Origin of the sequence: Oerskovia sp. Root918 (assembly GCF_001428945.1) — a bacterium.
GTDB classification, from domain to species: domain Bacteria; phylum Actinomycetota; class Actinomycetes; order Actinomycetales; family Cellulomonadaceae; genus Oerskovia; species Oerskovia enterophila.
The window spans coordinates 100,926-118,510 of the sequence record NZ_LMJG01000002.1 but is presented as its reverse complement, the minus strand read 5'-3'; the positions used below and the strand labels follow the sequence as shown (position 1 = coordinate 118,510).

Sequence of the window (17,585 nt, the reverse complement as noted above, 5' to 3'; positions counted from 1 at the left end):
ATGCGGGTCATGTCGCAGGTAGCGATGGTCATGAACCTCGACAAGTGCATCGGGTGCCACACGTGCTCGGTCACGTGCAAGCAGACGTGGACCAACCGCGACGGCGTCGAGTACGTGTGGTTCAACAACGTCGAGACCAAGCCCGGGACGGGGTACCCGCGCGGGTACGAGGACCAGGACCGGTGGCACGGCGGCTGGGAGCTCGACCGCAAGGGACGGCTCCGGCTCCGCTCGGGCGGGCGGCTGCGCCGTCTCGCGTCGATCTTCGCGAACCCCGACCTCCCAGGGCTCGACGACTACTACGAGCCCGCGACGTACGACTTCGACCAGCTGATCTCCGCGCCGGCGAACTCGCCGCAGATCCCCGTGGCCCGGCCCAAGAGCGCGATCACGGGCAAGGACATGAAGATCACGTGGGGGCCCAACTGGGACGACGACCTGGGCGGCTCGCCGCAGATCGCGTCGAAGGACCCCAACCTCGCGTCGATGATCGAGAAGGTCCAGCTCTCGTTCGAGCAGACGTTCATGTTCCACCTGCCGCGGATCTGCGAGCACTGCCTGAACCCCGCGTGCGTCTCGGCCTGCCCGTCGTCGGCCATGTACAAGCGCGTCGAGGACGGGATCGTGCTGGTCGACCAGGACAAGTGCCGCGGGTGGCGCATGTGCGTCTCGGCCTGCCCCTACAAGAAGGTCTACGTCAACCACCAGACGGGCAAGGCCGAGAAGTGCACGTTCTGCTTCCCGCGCATCGAGGCGGGCCAGCCGACCGTGTGCGCCGAGACGTGCGTCGGGCGGCTGCGGTACATCGGCCTCGTGCTCTACGACGCCGACGCGGTCGAGGCCGCGGCGTCCGTCGAGGACCCGAAGGACCTGCTCGACGCCCAGCGCGACGTCTTCCTCGACCCCACGGACCCCGAGGTGATCGCGGCGGCACGGGCGGCCGGCATCGCCGAGGACTGGATCGGCGCGGCACAGCGCTCGCCCATCTGGAAGCTCATCCAGAAGTTCAAGGTCGCGCTGCCGCTGCACCCCGAGTACCGCACCATGCCCATGGTCTGGTACGTGCCGCCGCTCTCGCCCGTCCTGGACGTCACGACCGAGCTCGGCAAGGACGACGCCGACGCCGACGACGTGTTCCACACCATCGCGTCGCTGCGCATCCCGCTCGAGTACCTCGCGAGCCTCTTCTCGGCCGGGGACGTCGACGTCGTCGCGGGGGTCCTCATGAAGCTCGCCGCGATGCGCAGCCACATGCGTCGGCGCACGCTCGACGGCGACGTCGACCAGGCCCTGCTCGACCAGGTCGGGTACTCGGCCGAGGACGTCGAGGAGCTGTACCGGCTCCTGGCGATCGCCAAGATGGAGGACCGCTACGTGATCCCCGCGGCGCACAAGGAGGACGCGGCCGAGATGGCCTCGTGGGCCTCTGGCTGCTCGCTCGACAACCCGGGCGGACCCGGCATGAGCGCGGCCGCGACGCGCGGCGGACCCGTCTCGGTGCCCCTGCAGGTCCGGAGGCCGTCATGACGACCCAGGCTCCGCCGTCGGGCAGGCGCGCGTTCGTCCCGCTCCTGCGGCGCTCGCGGCGCAAGAACCTCGTCGAGGTCCCCGCCCGGTCCGACGTCCTCGCCCTCGCCAGCATCCTGCTGGCCTACCCCGACGACGCCTGGTACGCCGACGCCGACGAGCTGGCCGCGGCCGTCGCGGCTCTGCCCGACTCGGCCCCGGCCGCGCACCTGCGCGCGTTCTGGGACCAGCACGCGCGGACGGAGCCGCGCGCCGCGCGCGCCCACTACGTCGAGACGTTCGACCTGCGCCGCAAGTCGTCGCTGTTCCTCAGCTACTACCTGCACGGCGACACGCGCCAGCGCGGCATGGCGCTCCTCGCGCTCAAGCAGCGCTACCGCGCGTGCGGGTTCGCCCCCGACGAGTCCGAGCTCCCCGACTACCTGCCCATGGTCCTCGAGTTCGCCTCGCGGGCCGGGACAGGGGCCGGCGAGGCGCCGTTGCGGACCCACCGCGGCGGGATCGAGCTCATCCGGCGCTCGCTCGCCGACCGCGGTTCGCACTACCGCGAGATCCTCGAGGCCGTGAGCGACCTCCTGGGCCCGGTCACCGACCACCAGCGCGACGAGGTCGACCAGCTCGCGCTCAGCGGACCGCCCACCGACGACGCGGGGCTCGAGATCGCCTCGATGCCCTACGGGGGAGCGAGCTGGACGGACACGCCCGGCGCGCCGTTCGGCCCCCCGGAATTCACCTGCGCCCCGGAAGGACGCTGACTCATGTGGGACACCCTCCTCTTCGTGGTGCTGCCGTACGTCTGCCTCGCGATCTTCGTCGTGGGGCACGTCTGGAGGTACCGCAACGACCAGTTCGGCTGGACGACCCGCACGAGCCAGGTGCTCGAGAAGCGCTGGCTCGCCTGGGGATCGCCCCTGTTCCACTTCGGGGCGCTGTTCGCGATCCTCGGCCACGCCGCGGGGCTCCTGATCCCGACGTCGTGGACCCGGGCCCTCGGGATCTCGGACCACACGTACCACGTCGTCGCGGTCGCGGCCGGGACCGTCGCGGGGGTCGTGCTGTGCGCGGGCCTCGTGATCCTGCTGCTGCGGCGGTTCTACGTCTCGGACCGCGTGCGCGTGGTCACGACCCCCATGGACCGGGTCCTGTACGCCCTGCTCACGGTCGAGATCGGGGTCGGCATGTGGCAGACCGTCGCGATCAACGTGTTCGGCTCGGGCTACGAGTACCGGGGGACGGTCTCGGTCTGGTTCCGCCAGCTGTTCGTCCTCCAGCCCGACCCGTCGCTCATCACCGCGGCGCCCGCGGTCTACGGCTGGCACGCGGTGCTCGCGTGCCTGCTCCTCGCGATCTGGCCCTTCACGCGCCTCGTGCACGTGTGGTCGGTGCCCGTGGCGTACCTGGCCCGGCCGTACGTGGTCTACCGGCAGCGTTCCGCGGCGCCGGGGCGCGGCAAGGTGCGGGCATGAGCGCGGCCGGCCTCCCTGCGGACGCGGGCACCGAGGTGGCGGCCGACGCGCTCGTGGTCCTCGCGGGCGTGGGGGAGTCCGTCCTCGACGTGGCCGAGCACGAGCGCGCGGTGGCCTCGGCCCACGCCGGGGCGGTCGTGACGTTCGCTGGCGTGGTGCGCGACCACGACGAAGGCCGCTCCGTGGCCGCGCTCACCTACGAGGCGCACCCCGACGCCGACCGGATCATCGGCGAGATCGCCGCGCGGGTCGCGGCCCGTTCGGGCGCGGTCCGGGTCGCGGTGTCCCACCGCGTGGGCGACCTGGCGGTCGGCGACGTCGCGCTCGTCGCGGCCGTGTCCTCGGCGCACCGCGCCCAGGCGTTCGCGGTGTGCGGCGACCTGGTCGAGGAGGTCAAGGCGGCGCTGCCCGTGTGGAAGCGGCAGGTCTTCGCCGACGGCACGCACGAGTGGGTCGGGGCGCTGTGAGCCTCGCGCCCGCGGTCGAGCGCACGGTCGGCAATCTCCTGCCCGACGGCGCCGCACCCGCCGAGCACGTCGCGTCCGGTCGTGCGGGCCCCGGGCGCGCGACGCCGTCGAGAGACGCACTGCCCGGGGGAGGGGCGCCGTCGGGCACGGACCGGCCGTCGGACGCGGACCGACGAGACGCTCCCGGGCTCGTCGACCGGTTCGGGCGCCGCCACCGCGACCTGCGGATCTCGCTGACCGACCGCTGCTCGCTCCGCTGCACCTACTGCATGCCCGCCGAGGGCATGCCGTGGCTGCCCTCCGACGAGCTTCTCACCGTCGCCGAGATGACACGGGTCGCGGCCGTGGCGTTGCGCCACGGGATCGAGGAGATCCGCCTCACGGGCGGCGAACCGCTGCTGCGGCCCGACATCGTCGAGATCGTGGCCGGGCTGGCCGCGCTCCCGGGGGCGCCCGAGATCTCGATGACCACCAACGGGCTGCGCCTCGCGGCGCTCGCGGAGCCGCTCCGCGCGGCGGGGCTCGGCCGCCTCAACATGTCGCTCGACACCCTGCGCCCCGAGCGGTACGCGCGGCTGACCCGCCGGGACCGGCTCGGGCGGGCCCTCGACGGGCTCGCGGCGGCCGACCGGGCAGGCTTCACGGGCACCAAGCTCAACGCCGTGCTCGTGCGAGGGGTCAACGACGACGAGACGGTCGACCTCCTGCGGTTCGCGCTCGAGCGCGGCTACGAGCTGCGCTTCATCGAGCAGATGCCGCTCGACGCGGGCCGGACCTGGACCCGCGAGGGCATGGTCACGGCCGACGAGGTGCTCGCCTCGCTCACCGGGGAGTTCGACCTGGTCCCGGTGCCGACGCGCGGCGCCGCGCCCGCCGAGCGCTGGCGGGTCGACGGGACCGACGCCGTCGTGGGGATCGTGGCGTCGGTGACGCGGCCCTTCTGCGGGGCGTGCGACCGGATCCGGCTCACGGCCGACGGCCAGCTCCGCAACTGTCTGTTCGCCCGTGACGAGACCGACCTGCGCACGATCCTGCGCACGGGCGGCGACGACGAACGGATCGCGCAGGCCCTCGGCCTCGCGGTCCGGGCCAAGGCTGCCGGCCACACCGTCGGCACCGCCGGCTTCGAGCAGCCCGCCCGCGGCATGTCCGCGATCGGCGGCTGACCCACCCTTCCCCCGACCCGCCCACGAGAAGGAGCACCGAGATGCCCGCCATCACCCTGCGCTACTACGCCGCGGCCCGCGCCGCAGCGAACGGCCTGGACGAGGAGGTGATCGAGACCGAGAGCCCGGCCGCCGCCCTCCGCGCGAGCGCGCGACGCCACGGCGAGGCGATGCGCCGGGTGCAGGTCGTCTCGTCCTACCTCCAGGACGGGCGCGCGCTGCGCCCGGAGTCCGCCGCCACCCCCGTCGCCGAGCCCGTGACGATCGACGTGCTCCCGCCGTTCGCGGGTGGGTGAGCCGACGTGCAGAGCGCTCCGACGCACGAGCGCTTCCCGCCGCTCGACGCGCCGGCCGCGACGTTCGTGCCGTGCGGTCACCGGCGCGGGGGGCTCCACGGCCCGGTCACGAGCGGGTGGCTGCTCGCGGCGAGCGTGAGCCAGCTCGCCGTGGCCGTCGTGGTCCTGTGGTGCGGGCTCCGCGCCCACCCGGTCCTGACGGTCCCGGCGGCCGTGAGCATCGCCGCGGTGCTGCTCACGGCCCCCTGGCTCGTCTCGGTCGTCGTCCTGGCGCTCGGGCGAGCGCGGTTCCGGCGCCTCGAGCGGCGCTACGTCGCGTGGCTCGACGGGCTCACGGCCGAACGGAGGGAACTGCACTGCCAGCAGGTCCAGGCCAGGCTCCTGGAGCACGAGGCGGCGCCGCGGCACTGGGTCGTGCCCGCCGACTGGTAGCCGGACGGGCGCCCGACGGATCCTGACCGGCGGTCAGCCGAGCTCGGCGACGAGCCGCGAGGTGAGCGGGACCGCGACCCCGAGGCGGCTCGCCGCGCGCACGACCGCGCCGCCGATCGCGTCGACCTCGAGGGGACGCCCCGCCTGGGCGTCGCGCTCCATCGAGGACCGCGCGCCCGCGGGGAACCTGTCGTAGAGGGCCAGCGAAGCAGCGGGGTCCGCGGGAGCGCCTGAGGCCGCCGCCACGGCCGCGACCTCGGCGACGAGCGTCTCGAGCTCGGACCGGTGGGTCGTGCGCACCTCGCCGATGGTCGCCGCGTACCGCGTGGTGAGCAGGGCGAGCGGGGCCAGGAAGGAGAGCTTGGCCCAGACGAGCGCCGGCTCGTCGGCACGCACGGTCGTCGTGATGCCCGCGCCCGCGAGCAGGGCACGCACCGACTCGACCGCCTCGACGGGCACGTCGCCCGCCGCGAGGTCGATCTCGACGAACGGGCTGCCGTGCACGATCTCTCCCGGGGCGATGCGCGTCGACTCGACCCGGATCGTCGCAGGCACGACGCGCTCGGAGCCGTAGCGGGCTCGCAGCACGTCCAGGTGCTCGACGCCGTTGAGGAGCGGCACGACGACCCCGTCCCCGAGGACCTCCCGGGGGACGAGGTCCAGGGCGTCCGCCAGGCCGGTCTGCTTGACCGCGACGAGAAGCACGTCGACGGGGGAACCGAGGTGCGTCGTCGCCCGGACGGGGACGTCGAAGTCCCCGAGCAGCCCGCTCCGGACCCGGAGGCCGTGCTCGTTCAGCGACTCGGCCGTCGTCTCACGAGCGACGAACCGCACGTCGTCGCCCGCACGGCTCAGCAGCGCGCCGACGAGCCCTCCGACCCCACCGGCGCCCAGGACCGCGACGCTCGTCCGGTCCGTGCTCTCCGCCTCGTCCACGATCCCTGCCACGTCCTGTCCCACCACGGTCTCCCTCGTCCTGACGATCGAGGTCCCAGGAGAACACGCCGGGGCGTCTCATTGGCGCGAGGCGCGGTCCCTGGGGGAGTGAGGGTCGTCACGACCCGGCGCCGGCGCGCTCGGCGCGGTCACCCGGCGCTGGCGTCACGGCGTGGACGGACGGGTCGGGCGTGCGCCGCGTGAACGGACCAGCCGGCGCGCACCGTGTGGGCGGGGCCGGGCGGCGTGTCGGTGGAACGATCCGTGCGGGTGCCTCGTTGGTGCCTACACGACAGCCCGTGGGCGCATACCGGTGCGCAGGTATCGACGCGTGCCCGGGACGGACGACGTGCGGACGACGCACAGCGAGGGACGTGAGCGATGCAGGAGAACCGGACCGAGACCATCCGCCCATGGACGTTCGACGCGCGCTCGGCTGCGGTCTACGGTCTCGTGACGGCCGCGTGGTACAGCGTGCCCGACCTCGTCGAGCGGCGCAGCACCCGGGCCCTGCTCAAGACCGTGTGCGGGGTGTCCGGGATCGCCCTGCTGCTGCGGACCGAGGAAGGCCGGCAGGCGCTCGAGGGCGTCCGGCGGCTGCGCGACACGGTGCGCGAGCCCGGGCGCGACGACGACGCGCGCGTGGGCGGGCCCGCGTCCGTCGCGGGCGCAGCCGCCCCGGGCGAGGGCGACTCGGGCGAGGTCCCGGACAACACGCTGCACGGGCTGACGCCCGTCGAGATCACTCCCGCCGGGAGGACCGCTGTCGCCACCGGGGCCGTCGTGGTCCTCGGGGTCACGACGGCGCTCGCGGTGGTGGGGGAGAAGGTGGCCTACCGGTGGGGTGAGCGCCTGCGCGCTCGCGGGGTGCGCGCGCCGCACGCACGCGTGGGACTGGTGCTCGGTGCGGCGGCGGGGATCCTGGGCGGGCTCGCGCCGGCGTCCGACGCCGACGAGCAGGACTCCGGGATCGACTAGGGCTGGGCCGGATCCCGACCGGCTCAGCCCTGTGCCACCCCGCCTCGGCCACCGGCCCGCCGGCTGCCGAGCCGTCCTGAACGACCGACCGACCGACCGACCGGCCGGCGTTGGCCGTGGGGCGCAGGTCAGTCGAAGAGCGCCGCGAGGCGCGGGAGCCGACGGCGGTTCTCGTCCTCGTCGTCGAAGTCCCAGCTCTCGCCGCTCGGGTCGGACGAAGAACTCTCCTCGCTGTCCTCACCGTCGCGCGACGATGCCCCTGCCGCCCGCGCCGCGTAGTACGCCTCGTCGTCGCGGCTGGTCGCCCGCGTCCAGGCCTCGCCCACGAGTGAGTCGAGCGACTCGTACCCGAACCAGCCGTCGCCCTCCCCGCCCATGCCGAGGACGACCGGGTGCTCGGCGAGAGAGTCCGGGTCCGCGACCGTGCGGGTGAACACGTCTCGCCCTGCGAGCACGAGCCCGTCGCGGAAGTCCATGAACCCGTCGTCGCTGCACCCGCCCTCGATCAGGTAGGCAGCGCCCCACACGGGCCAGGCGTAGGCGGCTGCGCTCATCTCGTCGGCCACGGCCGCGAACGCGAGGATCTCGTCGGGCGCCAGCCGTTCGACGAGCAGGGCGGTCAGCGTGCCGGGAAGCGGGTCGTCCTGCGCGCCGCGGTCGTCGGCCCCCTGCCCTGCGCGGGTCCGAGCGTCGTCGACGAGCTGCCAGAAGGTGTCGTGGTCCATGGCGGGAAATGTAGGGGCCACCACTGACATGCACCCGGCGTGCACCTGACGCGCGCCTGCCGAGCGCCTGGTCGGCGCCGTCACGCCCGCGCTCAAGGGGAGGCCACCGACGTGCGGTGGGTAGCCGCTAGCATCGTCGCGTGCGAGCAACCGTGGGCGTGGTCGTGACCGGGTTCGACCAGGGAGACCTGGTGCGAGAGGCCGTCGAGTCGGTGCTGAGGCAGACCCGTGCACCCGACCAGGTCGTCGTGGTCGACGACGGCTCGACGGACGCACGGTCGCTCGCGGTCCTCGACGCGCTCCGCGCCGACGGCCTGGTGCAGGTCCTGCGCCAGGAGAACGCGGGCGTGAGCGCGGCCCGCAACGCCGGGCTGTCCCGGCTGACCACCGAGCTCGCGGTCGTGCTGGACGGCGACGACCGCCTGGCCGAGACCTTCGTGGAGCGGACCGCAGCCCTCCTCGAGGAGGATGCCGACGTCGTCGGCGCCTCGTCCTGGCTGCGCATGCACGGCGTCGCCCACGCGGTCGCCCGCCCCGCCGGGGGAGCGGCGGTCGACTTCCTCCACCGCAACGCCTCTCCGGCCACCGTGATGCTGCGCCGTGACCGCTGGCGCGCGGCCGGAGGCTACGACGAGCGCATGCGGGACGGGTTCGAGGACTGGGACTTCTTCCTCGCGCTGCTCGCGGCGGGCGGCCGGATCGAGATCGTGCCCGAGGCGCTCGTCGAGTACCGCACGTCCCCGACCTCGGCCAACGTGCGCAGCATGGACAAGCGGATCGCGCTCTACGGTCACCTGGTCGACCGGCACCGCCCCCTGTTCGAACAGCACCTGCGGGCGGTGCTGCTGGCCCAGGAGGCGGCGTCGATCGCGCGGCTCGACGCCTGGGAGCAGCTGGTGCTCGACCACCCGGAGGTCCCGGTCGACGACGCCACCTACGGCGACGGCGGCATGGCCGCGGTCGTGCGGATCGCGACCGCCCGGGCGGCGAGCGCCGGTGCGCCGACGGCCCGGACCGCCGCCTCCGTCCCGGAGGGCTGAGTCAGAGAGCGCCGCTCGCGGCCGTCTCGTCGACGCCGCCCGCGCCGTCGAACGTCAGGAGGCGGTCGGCGACCTTGTCGATGAAGTAGCGGTCGTGGCTCACGACGACCACAGCACCGGGGAAGTGCGCGAGCGCGCGCTCCATGACCTGTGCGCTCGTGAGGTCGAGGTGGTTGGTCGGCTCGTCGAGCACGATCACCGAGGCGCCCGACAGCAGGCACTGCGCGATCGCGACACGGGCGCGCTGCCCGCCCGAGAGCGTGCCGATCTTCTGCTTGAGCTCCATCTCGGAGAACTGCAGCATCGTCAGGAACCGGTTGACGTTCTTCTTGGTCGCGGAGTAGGCGAGCGTGCCCGGGGCCGCGCTGACGGCGTGCGCGACCGTGTCGTCCAGGTCGAGGTCGGCCACGACCTGGTTGTAGGAGACGAACGTCGAGTTCTTCTTCCAGGTGATCTGCCCGGCGTCGGGCGGGACGACCTCGGTGAGCACGTCGAGGAGCGTCGACTTGCCGGACCCGTTCGCCCCGACGACGGCCACGCGGTCGCCCCGGTGCAGCGCGAACGTCAGGTCGCTGAACAACGGGTCACCGCCGAACCCCTTGGTGAGGCCCTCGACCTCGACCAGGCGCTCGCTCACGTGGAGGTCCGCGTAGATCGTGGTGATGATCTGGTCGACCGGGCGAGGGGCCTGGCGCTTCTTGATGTCGGCGAGCTTGCGCTTGAGCCCGCGGCTCTTGTCCTTCGCGGCCTGCTTGCGGGCGTCGCTGGCCTCGACCTCGTACGCGAGCAGCTCCTCCTCGTGCGCGAACTGGCGCTCGATGGTCTTGAGGCGCGACTGCTTGGCGTGCACGTAGTCGGAGTACCCGCCCTCGTACTCGTGCAGGCGGCGGTTCTCGATCTCGACGATCCGGTTGACGGCCCCGTCGAGGAACTGACGGTCGTGCGAGACCACGAGCACCGCGCCCGGGTAGGTCTGGAGCCAGTTCTCGATCCAGCGCACGCCGTCGAGGTCGAGGAAGTTGGTGGGCTCGTCGAGCAGCAGCACGTCGGGACGCTGCACGAGGATCCTTGCGAGCGCCGCGCGGTTGCGCCAACCGCCCGAGAGCTGGTCGACGGGCAGGTCGCGGCGCTCGGCGTCGAACCCGAGGCGCGTGAGGACCGTGTCGATCGTGTTCTCGTACGACCACCCGTCGATCGCGTCCATGCGCTCGAACAGGTCGGCCTGCTCGGTCAGGAGCCGCGTCATCTCGTCGCCGCCGTCGTCCATGAGGTCGGGCTCGGCGAGCCGCTCGCCGATCGCGTCGAGGCGCTCCTGCGTCGCGTGGACGTCGGCGAACAACGCGCTGAGCTCCTCGGCCGCGCTGCGGTGGCCCGCGAGCTCCGAGAACTGCGAGAAGTACCCGATCGTGACCCCGAGGTTGACGTCGACCGTCCCGGCCGTGGGCTCCTTGCGCCCCAGGATGAGCTCGAGGAACGTCGTCTTGCCCGTGCCGTTGCGGCCCACGAGCCCGACGCGCTCGCCCTCGCGGAGCTTGAGGTAGGCGTCGCGCAGCACGACCTTGTCGTCGAACTGCATGCTCACGGCGTTCAGGCGGATCAGGCTCACAGGGGTCCTCTCGGGCTCCGTGCCGCACGTCGGCACGACCCCGAACACTACGCGGGCGGGCTGTCCGCACCCTTGCGGGCTGCCGTACGGCAACCGTTCGTCGCACGTGACCTACCGCTCGTCGCACACCTCGACCGCCCGTCGACGTGACGTGGATCACGGGCCTGCGGTGTCCCTAGCCTTTCCCGGTCGGACGCAACGACGCGACCTGAGGGAGAGAGAACCGATGACCACAGACATCCGATCGACCGCGGAGGCCGCCCCGGACGACGGGCTCTCGCCCGACCCGACCCTTCCGCCCACCGCGGTCCCCGAGTCCGCCCTCGCGCCCCGCTGGAGCTGGCAGAAGGTCGCGCTGTGGACCGGGATCGCGCTGCTCGGGGGCGTGGCCTGGGTCATGCTCGCGCTCGTGCGCGGCGAGACCGTCAACGCCATCTGGTTCGTGTTCGCCGCGGTGTGCAGCTACCTCATCGGCTACCGCTTCTACTCGAAGGTCATCGAGCGGTACATCACGCGCCCCGACGACCGCCGTGCGACGCCCGCCGAGGTGCGCTCGGACGGCAAGGACTACGTCCCGACCGACCGCCGGGTGCTGTTCGGGCACCACTTCGCGGCGATCGCGGGCGCCGGCCCGCTCGTGGGCCCGGTCCTGGCGGCGCAGATGGGCTACCTGCCCGGCACGGTCTGGATCATCGTCGGCGTCATCTTCGCGGGGGCCGTGCAGGACTACGTCGTCCTGTTCTTCTCGATGCGTCGCGGCGGGCGCACGATCGGTCAGATGGCCCGCCAGGAGCTCGGGCGCATCGGTGGCACGGCCGCGATCGTCGCGTCGCTGCTCATCATGCTGATCATCGTCGCGATCCTCGCGCTTGTGGTCGTGAACTCCCTGGGCGAGAGCCCCTGGGGCGTCTTCAGCGTCGCGATGACCATCCCGATCGCCCTGTTCATGGGCGTCTACCTGCGCTACCTGCGCCCCGGGCGCATCACCGAGGTCTCGATCATCGGCTTCGTGCTCCTCATGGCAGCGATCGTGGGCGGCGGCTGGGTCGCGAACACCCCGTGGGGCGCGGACCTGTTCCACCTCGACCGCACGACCATCGCGATCGGCATCATCATCTACGGCTTCATCGCCGCGGTCCTGCCCGTGTGGCTGCTCCTGGCACCGCGCGACTACCTGTCGACCTTCATGAAGGTCGGCGTGATCGTGATGCTCGCGGGTGCGATCGTGATCGTGCGCCCCGAGATCTCGGTCCCCGCGGTCAGCGAGTTCGCGAGCGGAGAGACCGGCCCGGTGTTCTCCGGGTCGCTCTTCCCGTTCCTGTTCGTCACGATCGCGTGCGGCGCTCTCTCCGGCTTCCACGCGCTCATCGCCTCGGGCACGACGCCCAAGCTGCTCGAGAAGGAGCGTCAGACGCGCTTCATCGGGTACGGCGGCATGCTCATGGAGTCGTTCGTCGCGATCATGGCGCTCGTCGCGGCGATCTCGCTCGACCGCGGCATCTACTTCGCCATGAACGCCTCGGCCGCCGCGACGGGCGGGACCATCGAGGGCGCGGTCGCGTTCGTCAACTCGCTCGGCCTGGCCGGAGTGAACCTCACGCCCGACATGCTGTCCTCGACCGCGGCGGCCGTCGGCGAGGAGTCCATCGTGTCCCGCACGGGTGGCGCCCCGACCCTGGCGCTGGGCCTGGCGCACATCATGCAGCAACTGTTCGGCGGCGCCTCGATGATGGGCTTCTGGTACCACTTCGCGATCATGTTCGAGGCGCTGTTCATCCTCACGGCCGTCGACGCCGGGACGCGCGTCGCGCGCTTCATGCTCCAGGACTCGCTCGGCAACGTCGTGCCCAGGTTCCGTGACGTGTCGTGGCGCCCCGGCGTGTGGTTCTGCACCCTGGTCATGGTCGCGGGGTGGGGGAGCATCCTCTACCTCGGCGTGACCGACCCCCTCGGCGGGATCAACACGTTCTTCCCGCTGTTCGGCATCGCCAACCAGCTCCTCGCGGCCATCGCGCTCGCGGTCGTCCTGGCGATCGTGGCCAAGCGCGGACGGTCGTACTTCCGCTGGCTCTGGATCGTCGCGCTGCCCCTCGCGTTCACCGCGGTCGTGACCATCACCGCGTCGTTCGAGAAGATCTTCTCGCCGGTCCCGGCGGTCGGCTACTGGGCCAACCACAACGCGTTCAAGGAGGCCCTGGCCGCGGGCGAGACCTCGTTCGGCACCGCGACCTCGGTCGAGGCCATGGAGGCGGTCGTGCGCAACACGTTCGTCCAGGGCACGCTGTCGATCATCTTCGTGGTCCTCGCGATCGTCGTGATGGTCGCGGCCCTCGTGACGACCGTCAAGGCGCTGCGTGCGGGCGGAGGGGAGAACCACGAGGACGAGCCCGTGGCCTCGCGCCGCTTCGCGCCCGCAGGGCTCCTGACGACCGCGACCGAGAAGGAGATCGAGGCCGAGTGGGCCCAGCTCCCGCCCGAGAAGCGGCCCGTGTCCTCGGGCGCGGGGCACTGACGTGGGGCCCGTGCGCGACGCGCTCGCCCGCGCGGCGAGGGGCGCGGCCTGGTACGTCCGCCAGCTCATGGGCGACGACGCGTACCGGGTGTACGTGGAGCACCGCCGCGCCGCGCACGGGCCCGACGTCCCCGTCCTGACCGAGCGCCAGTTCTGGCGCCAGCGCATGGACGACCAGGACCGCAACCCCGGCGCCCGCTGCTGCTGAGCCGAAGAGGACGGCGACGGTCGCCCTCTCGCCACGGCGAGGGGCACGACGGCGATATCGTCGGGAGGGCCGCCCACCTGCGGTGGTAGGCCCTCCCGGCCCGGCGTCACCGCCGTGCCCGCCCGTACCGGCCCTTGCCCCGCGACTTTCCGGAAGAGGATCTCGACATGTCCGGACCCGCGTTCACCGGTGCCGTCGTCGGCCTGGTCGTCGGCGTCCTCCTCACGGGCGCGCTGGTCCTCGCCTGGCGGCTGGCCCGCGGCACCCGCGAGCTCGGCAGCGACTCGGAGCGCGCGACGTTCCGCACCCTGCACCTCGCGTCGCGCGCCGCCACGCACCTGCGTGACGGTCTCGAGGGCGACGACGTCGGCCGAGCAGCGCGCCACCTGCGTGCGCTGCTGGGCTGCGACGCGCTCGCGGTCGTGACGGCGGACGGCGTCGTGGCCCTCGACGGCCCGGCCCACCTGCTGGCCGAGGCCGAGCGCGTGGGGGCGCGGACCGTCGAGACGGGCAGGCGACAGGTCTACGGGGGCCGCGAGCCGTCGTCGGGCACGCCCTCGCCGGACGGGCCGCTCGAGGCCGTGGGCGCCCCCGTGCTCGCCGGGGGAACCGTGGCCGGCGCCGTGGTCGCGTTCGCGGCGCGCGTGCGCCCGCCGCTCGTGCGCGCCACGGGCGAGGTCGCGCAGTGGTGCGCGGCCCAGCTCGAGCTCGGTGAGCTCGAGACCTCGCGCACCGCGCTGGCCCAGGCCGAGCTGCGCGCCCTGCGCGCCCAGATCAGCCCGCACTTCATCTACAACTCGCTCGGCGCGATCGCCTCGTTCATCAGCACCGACCCCGAGCGGGCGCGGGACCTGGTGCTCGACTTCGCCGACTTCACGCGCTACTCGTTCCGCGGGCGCGGCGACTTCACGACGCTCGCCGACGAGCTGCACAGCATCCACTCGTACGTCGAGCTCGAGCGCGCGAGGTTCGGCGACCGGCTCACCGTGACGCTCCAGATCGCGCCCGAGTCGCTCTCGACCGTCATCCCGTTCCTGAGCGTCCAGCCGCTCGTCGAGAACGCGGTCCGGCACGGCCTCGAACCGCGCGAGGCCGGGGGCACGATCGTCATCAGCGCGCGCGACGAGGGCACCCAGACGGAGATCACGGTCGAGGACGACGGCGTCGGGATGTCGCCCGAGACGCTGCGGGCCCTGCTCGCGTCGGGCTCGCGCGCGACCAACGTCGGTCTGCGCAACGTCGACACGCGCGTGCGCCAGCTCTACGGCGACCAGCACGCGCTCGAGATCGAGACGAACGAGGGCGCGGGTACCCTCGTGCGGATGCGCGTGCCCAAGTCCCAGCCCCAGCACGAGACCGAGGTGAGCAGGCCGTGAACGACGACGTCCCCGCGGCCGCCGGGTTCGGCGAGCCGGCCGGGAGCCCGGGCGGCGTCCGTCGGCCAGACGGCGTCGACGTCCTCGTGGCCGACGACGAACGTCCCGTGCTCGACGAGCTGGTCCAGCTCCTGCGGCGCGACCCGCACGTGCGCTCGGTGCACGGCGTCGCCTCGGGGTCCGAGGCCCTGCGCTGGCTGTCCGAGCACCCCGTGCACGTCGCGTTCCTCGACATCCACATGCCCGGCCTCACGGGGCTCGACCTCGCCCGCGCGCTGTCGCGGTTCTCGGTGCGGCCCGCCGTGGTGTTCGTGACGGCCGACGAGGCCCGGGCCATCGAGGCCTTCGAGGTCGAGGCGGTCGACTACGTGCTCAAGCCCGTGCGGCGCGAACGCCTGGCTCGGGCGGTCGAGCGCGCTGTCGCGGGTCACGCGGCCGGGGGCCGCGCCCCGCTGCGGGACGCGGGCCGGGCGGCGCCCGACGCCCGTGCCCCTGCCGACGAGACCATCGCCGTGACGGTCGGGACCACGACGCGCGTCGTGCTGCGCTCCGCAGTGCGGTGGGTCCAGGCGCAGGGCGACTACTCGCGCCTCGTGACGGACAGCGACAGCTACCTGGTCCGCGAGCCCCTCTCCGACCTCGAGGAACGCTGGGCGGCCGCGGGCTTCCTGCGCGTGCACCGCTCCTACCTCGTCGACCGCTCGGCCGTGACCGCGGTCCGCCTGGGCGGTGCGCACCCCGTCGTGGTCGTCGCGGGGCACGAGGTCCCCGTGAGCCGTCGCATGGCCCCGGCCGTGCGCGACGCGCTCCTCGGCCGTCCCGGAGGACGTCCGTGAGCACCGAGGAGCCCCCGCCGCGGGTCGTCGTCCGTTCGACGGACGAACCGGCCGCCGACCTGGCCGCCGCGACGCACCCGGGGGAGCGGGCGCCGTCGGGCAGCGTGACGCCCCTGGGCGCGGAGACCTCCGGGCCCGACGGCGGCAGCGAACCCGCGGCCGTGTACGCCCGCAGCCTCGCGCGGGCGCAGCTGCGGCTCGCGCTCGCGTGCGTCGTGTCGTTCCTGGCCGTCGTCGCGCTGCTCACGGTCACGATGAGCGCCGTGCCGACGCTGGGCGACGTGCACCTGCTGGGCGTGCCGCTCCCGTGGCTCCTGCACGCCTACGGGTTCTACCCGGTCATCGCGGCGTTCGCGCTCGTGTTCGCGCTCGCCGCCGCGCGCAACGAACGACGCTTCCGCGCCCTCGTGGAGGACGAGTGACCTCGGCGCTGCCGCTCGTCGCGGTCGGCCTGCTGCTGCTCGCGACCGGGCTCATCGGGTTCTACGGGCTGCGCATCTCGCGGACCACGAGCGACTTCTTCGTCGCCTCGCGCACCGTGCAGCCCGTGTGGAACGCGTCGGCCATCAGCGGCGAGTACCTGTCGGCCGGGACGTTCCTGGGCCTGTCCGGGCTCGTGCTGCTCTCCGGGGCCGAGGCGTTCTGGTTCCCCGTCGGGTACGCCGCGGGCTACCTGCTCGTGCTGCTGTTCGTGGCCGGGCCGCTGCGCCGCAGCGGGGCCTACACGATCCCCGACTTCGTCCAGGCACGCCTCGACTCGCTCGCCGCCCGGCGCGTCACGAGCGTCCTGGTGCTCGTCATCGGGTGGCTGTACGTCGTCCCGCAGCTCCATGGCGCCGCGCTCGTCATCACGACCGTGGCCCCCGTGCCGCCGTGGGTCGGGTCGGTCGGGGTCGCCGCGGTCGTGAGCGCCGTGGTCGCCGCGGGCGGCATGCGCTCGGTCACGTTCGTCCAGGCGTTCCAGTTCTGGGTCAAGCTCACGGCGCTCGCGATCCCCGTGGTCTTCCTGCTGGTCGTGCTCGGCGGGCAGGACCTGGCGCTCGACCCGGCCCAGGTCTTCCCGCCCGAGGCCGGGCCACGCTCCTACGACACGTACACGACCGTCTCGCTGCTGCTTGCGCTCCTGCTCGGCACGATCGGACTGCCGCACGTCCTCGTGCGCTTCTACACGAGCCCCGACGGGGTCTCGGCGCGCTGGACCACGGTCGTGGTGATCGTCATGATCAGCGTCTTCTACATGGTCTCGAGCACCATGGGGCTCGTTGCCCGGGTCGTCGCGCCCGACCTGGCCGAGCCCGGCGTCGCCGACACGGTGGCGCTCGTGCTGCCCGCGCGCCTCGTGCCCGGCCTGGGCGGCGAGCTGCTCTCGGCGCTCGTGATCGCCGGGGCGTTCGCGGCGTTCCTCGGGACGTCCTCGGGGCTCGTGGTCTCGCTCGCGGGGGTCGTGAGCCAGGACCTGTTCGGCGGCACGGTCCGCTCGTTCCGCTGGTCCGCGGTCGCGTGCACGATCGTCCCCCTCGCGTTCGCGCTCGTGACCATCCCGCAGGGGCTCGTCACGAGCGTCGGGACGGTGTTCGTGTTCGCGGCCTCGGCGCTGTCCCCGACGATCCTGCTGGGTGTGTGGTGGCGTCGGCTCACGGCGCGCGGCGCGATCGCGGGCATGGTCGTCGGGAGCGCGCTGTGCGCGGTCGCGCTCCTCGTGACCTCGGCGCTGGGGCCCGGCGACGGGCTCGCGCGCAGCCTCCTGGCCCAGCCCGCGGCCTGGACGATCCCGCTCGCGACCGCCACGACGGTCGTCGTGTCCCTGCGCGACCGGCGCGGGCCGCAGCCTCGCACCGACCGTTTCCTGCGGCGGCTGCACGTGCCGGAGCGGGCTCCCGAGCGCTGAGTGCATGGTTCGGCCGCGACTCGCCGGGCGTGTCGCAGCCGAACCATGCACTCGACGTCGGGCGGGCCGGGGCAGCCCCGTTCGTCCACATCGTGTGACCCGGGCAAGCATGTGGGAAGCCGGTGC

General features: G+C 73.2%; 18 protein-coding genes. 15 read left to right on the top strand and 3 right to left on the bottom strand.

The genetic code is table 11. The features are described 5' to 3' along the window. Genes narH through ASE27_RS05300 form a run of 7 tightly spaced genes read left to right on the top strand, consistent with a single transcriptional unit; the run spans position 1 to position 5,354 of the window. Entirely contained in the window at positions 1 to 1,527 is a 1,527-nt protein-coding gene (gene narH, locus ASE27_RS05330) for a nitrate reductase subunit beta (protein ID WP_056647086.1), read from the top strand. Next, on the top strand, positions 1,524 to 2,282 hold the full coding sequence (gene narJ, locus ASE27_RS05325) for a nitrate reductase molybdenum cofactor assembly chaperone (protein ID WP_157257391.1): 759 nt from the start codon (positions 1,524 to 1,526) through the stop codon (positions 2,280 to 2,282). The genes narH and narJ overlap by 4 nt, the downstream gene beginning before the upstream one ends. 3 nt (positions 2,283 to 2,285) lie before the next feature. Beyond that, on the top strand, positions 2,286 to 2,993 hold the full coding sequence (gene narI, locus ASE27_RS05320; protein WP_056647083.1) for a respiratory nitrate reductase subunit gamma: 708 nt from the start codon (positions 2,286 to 2,288) through the stop codon (positions 2,991 to 2,993). Continuing rightward, positions 2,990 to 3,460 carry a molybdenum cofactor biosynthesis protein MoaE gene (locus ASE27_RS05315; RefSeq protein WP_056647080.1) on the top strand — a complete coding sequence of 157 codons (471 nt, stop codon included), beginning with the start codon at positions 2,990 to 2,992 and terminating at the stop codon, positions 3,458 to 3,460. The genes narI and ASE27_RS05315 overlap by 4 nt, the downstream gene beginning before the upstream one ends. After that, the gene (gene moaA / locus ASE27_RS05310; RefSeq protein WP_255354696.1) at positions 3,457 to 4,626 is read left to right on the top strand and encodes a GTP 3',8-cyclase MoaA; all 1,170 of its coding nucleotides are present in this window, start codon (positions 3,457 to 3,459) and stop codon (positions 4,624 to 4,626) included. Before ASE27_RS05315 ends, moaA begins: the two co-directional genes overlap by 4 nt. A 41-nt stretch (positions 4,627 to 4,667) precedes the next feature. After that, positions 4,668 to 4,922 carry a hypothetical protein gene (locus ASE27_RS05305; RefSeq protein ID WP_056647077.1) on the top strand — a complete coding sequence of 85 codons (255 nt, stop codon included), beginning with the start codon at positions 4,668 to 4,670 and terminating at the stop codon, positions 4,920 to 4,922. Positions 4,923 to 4,928: 6 nt separating this feature from the next. Further along, on the top strand, positions 4,929 to 5,354 hold the full coding sequence (locus tag ASE27_RS05300; protein ID WP_056647072.1) for a hypothetical protein: 426 nt from the start codon (positions 4,929 to 4,931) through the stop codon (positions 5,352 to 5,354). Between the two features lie 33 nt (positions 5,355 to 5,387). Here ASE27_RS05300 and ASE27_RS05295 read toward each other — a convergent pair whose 3' ends face one another. Beyond that, complete coding sequence (locus tag ASE27_RS05295; RefSeq protein WP_200960580.1) at positions 5,388 to 6,317, bottom strand: ketopantoate reductase family protein; 930 nt, start codon at positions 6,315 to 6,317, stop codon at positions 5,388 to 5,390. 354 nt (positions 6,318 to 6,671) lie between these two features. On the opposite strand from ASE27_RS05295, the gene ASE27_RS05290 reads away from it, so the two are divergent. After that, positions 6,672 to 7,268 (top strand): hypothetical protein, encoded by a 597-nt coding sequence (locus tag ASE27_RS05290; protein WP_056647070.1) that lies wholly within the window; start codon positions 6,672 to 6,674, stop codon positions 7,266 to 7,268. Between the two features lie 128 nt (positions 7,269 to 7,396). Here ASE27_RS05290 and ASE27_RS05285 read toward each other — a convergent pair whose 3' ends face one another. Continuing rightward, on the bottom strand, positions 7,397 to 7,993 hold the full coding sequence (locus ASE27_RS05285) for a DUF4240 domain-containing protein (RefSeq protein WP_056647067.1): 597 nt from the start codon (positions 7,991 to 7,993) through the stop codon (positions 7,397 to 7,399). Between the two features lie 140 nt (positions 7,994 to 8,133). Here ASE27_RS05285 and ASE27_RS05280 point away from each other — a divergent pair, with 140 nt between their 5' ends. Next, a complete protein-coding gene (locus ASE27_RS05280) occupies positions 8,134 to 9,033 on the top strand; it encodes a glycosyltransferase family 2 protein (protein WP_056647063.1) in 900 nt (299 codons plus the stop codon). Position 9,034: 1 nt separating this feature from the next. On the opposite strand, the gene ASE27_RS05275 is transcribed toward ASE27_RS05280, so the two are convergent. Next, positions 9,035 to 10,639 (bottom strand): ABC-F family ATP-binding cassette domain-containing protein, encoded by a 1,605-nt coding sequence (locus tag ASE27_RS05275; RefSeq protein ID WP_056647060.1) that lies wholly within the window; start codon positions 10,637 to 10,639, stop codon positions 9,035 to 9,037. A gap of 226 nt (positions 10,640 to 10,865) precedes the next feature. Between ASE27_RS05275 and ASE27_RS05270 the strand changes: the two genes are divergently transcribed. The 6 genes from ASE27_RS05270 (at position 10,866) to ASE27_RS05245 (ending at position 17,459) form a co-directional block, all read left to right on the top strand. Further along, entirely contained in the window at positions 10,866 to 13,151 is a 2,286-nt protein-coding gene (locus ASE27_RS05270) for a carbon starvation CstA family protein (RefSeq protein ID WP_056647058.1), read from the top strand. Positions 13,152 to 13,161: 10 nt separating this feature from the next. Further along, entirely contained in the window at positions 13,162 to 13,359 is a 198-nt protein-coding gene (locus ASE27_RS05265) for a YbdD/YjiX family protein (protein ID WP_369800645.1), read from the top strand. A gap of 167 nt (positions 13,360 to 13,526) precedes the next feature. After that, positions 13,527 to 14,735 carry a sensor histidine kinase gene (locus ASE27_RS05260; RefSeq protein ID WP_056647051.1) on the top strand — a complete coding sequence of 403 codons (1,209 nt, stop codon included), beginning with the start codon at positions 13,527 to 13,529 and terminating at the stop codon, positions 14,733 to 14,735. An 86-nt stretch (positions 14,736 to 14,821) separates the two neighbouring features. Then, a complete protein-coding gene (locus ASE27_RS05255) occupies positions 14,822 to 15,571 on the top strand; it encodes a LytTR family DNA-binding domain-containing protein (protein ID WP_056647308.1) in 750 nt (249 codons plus the stop codon). Next, on the top strand, positions 15,568 to 15,993 hold the full coding sequence (locus ASE27_RS05250) for a heavy metal transporter (RefSeq protein ID WP_157257390.1): 426 nt from the start codon (positions 15,568 to 15,570) through the stop codon (positions 15,991 to 15,993). The genes ASE27_RS05255 and ASE27_RS05250 overlap by 4 nt, the downstream gene beginning before the upstream one ends. Next, positions 15,990 to 17,459, top strand: a complete 1,470-nt coding sequence (locus tag ASE27_RS05245) for a cation acetate symporter (protein ID WP_056647048.1) — start codon at positions 15,990 to 15,992, stop codon at positions 17,457 to 17,459. Before ASE27_RS05250 ends, ASE27_RS05245 begins: the two co-directional genes overlap by 4 nt. Positions 17,460 to 17,585: the final 126 nt, after the last annotated feature.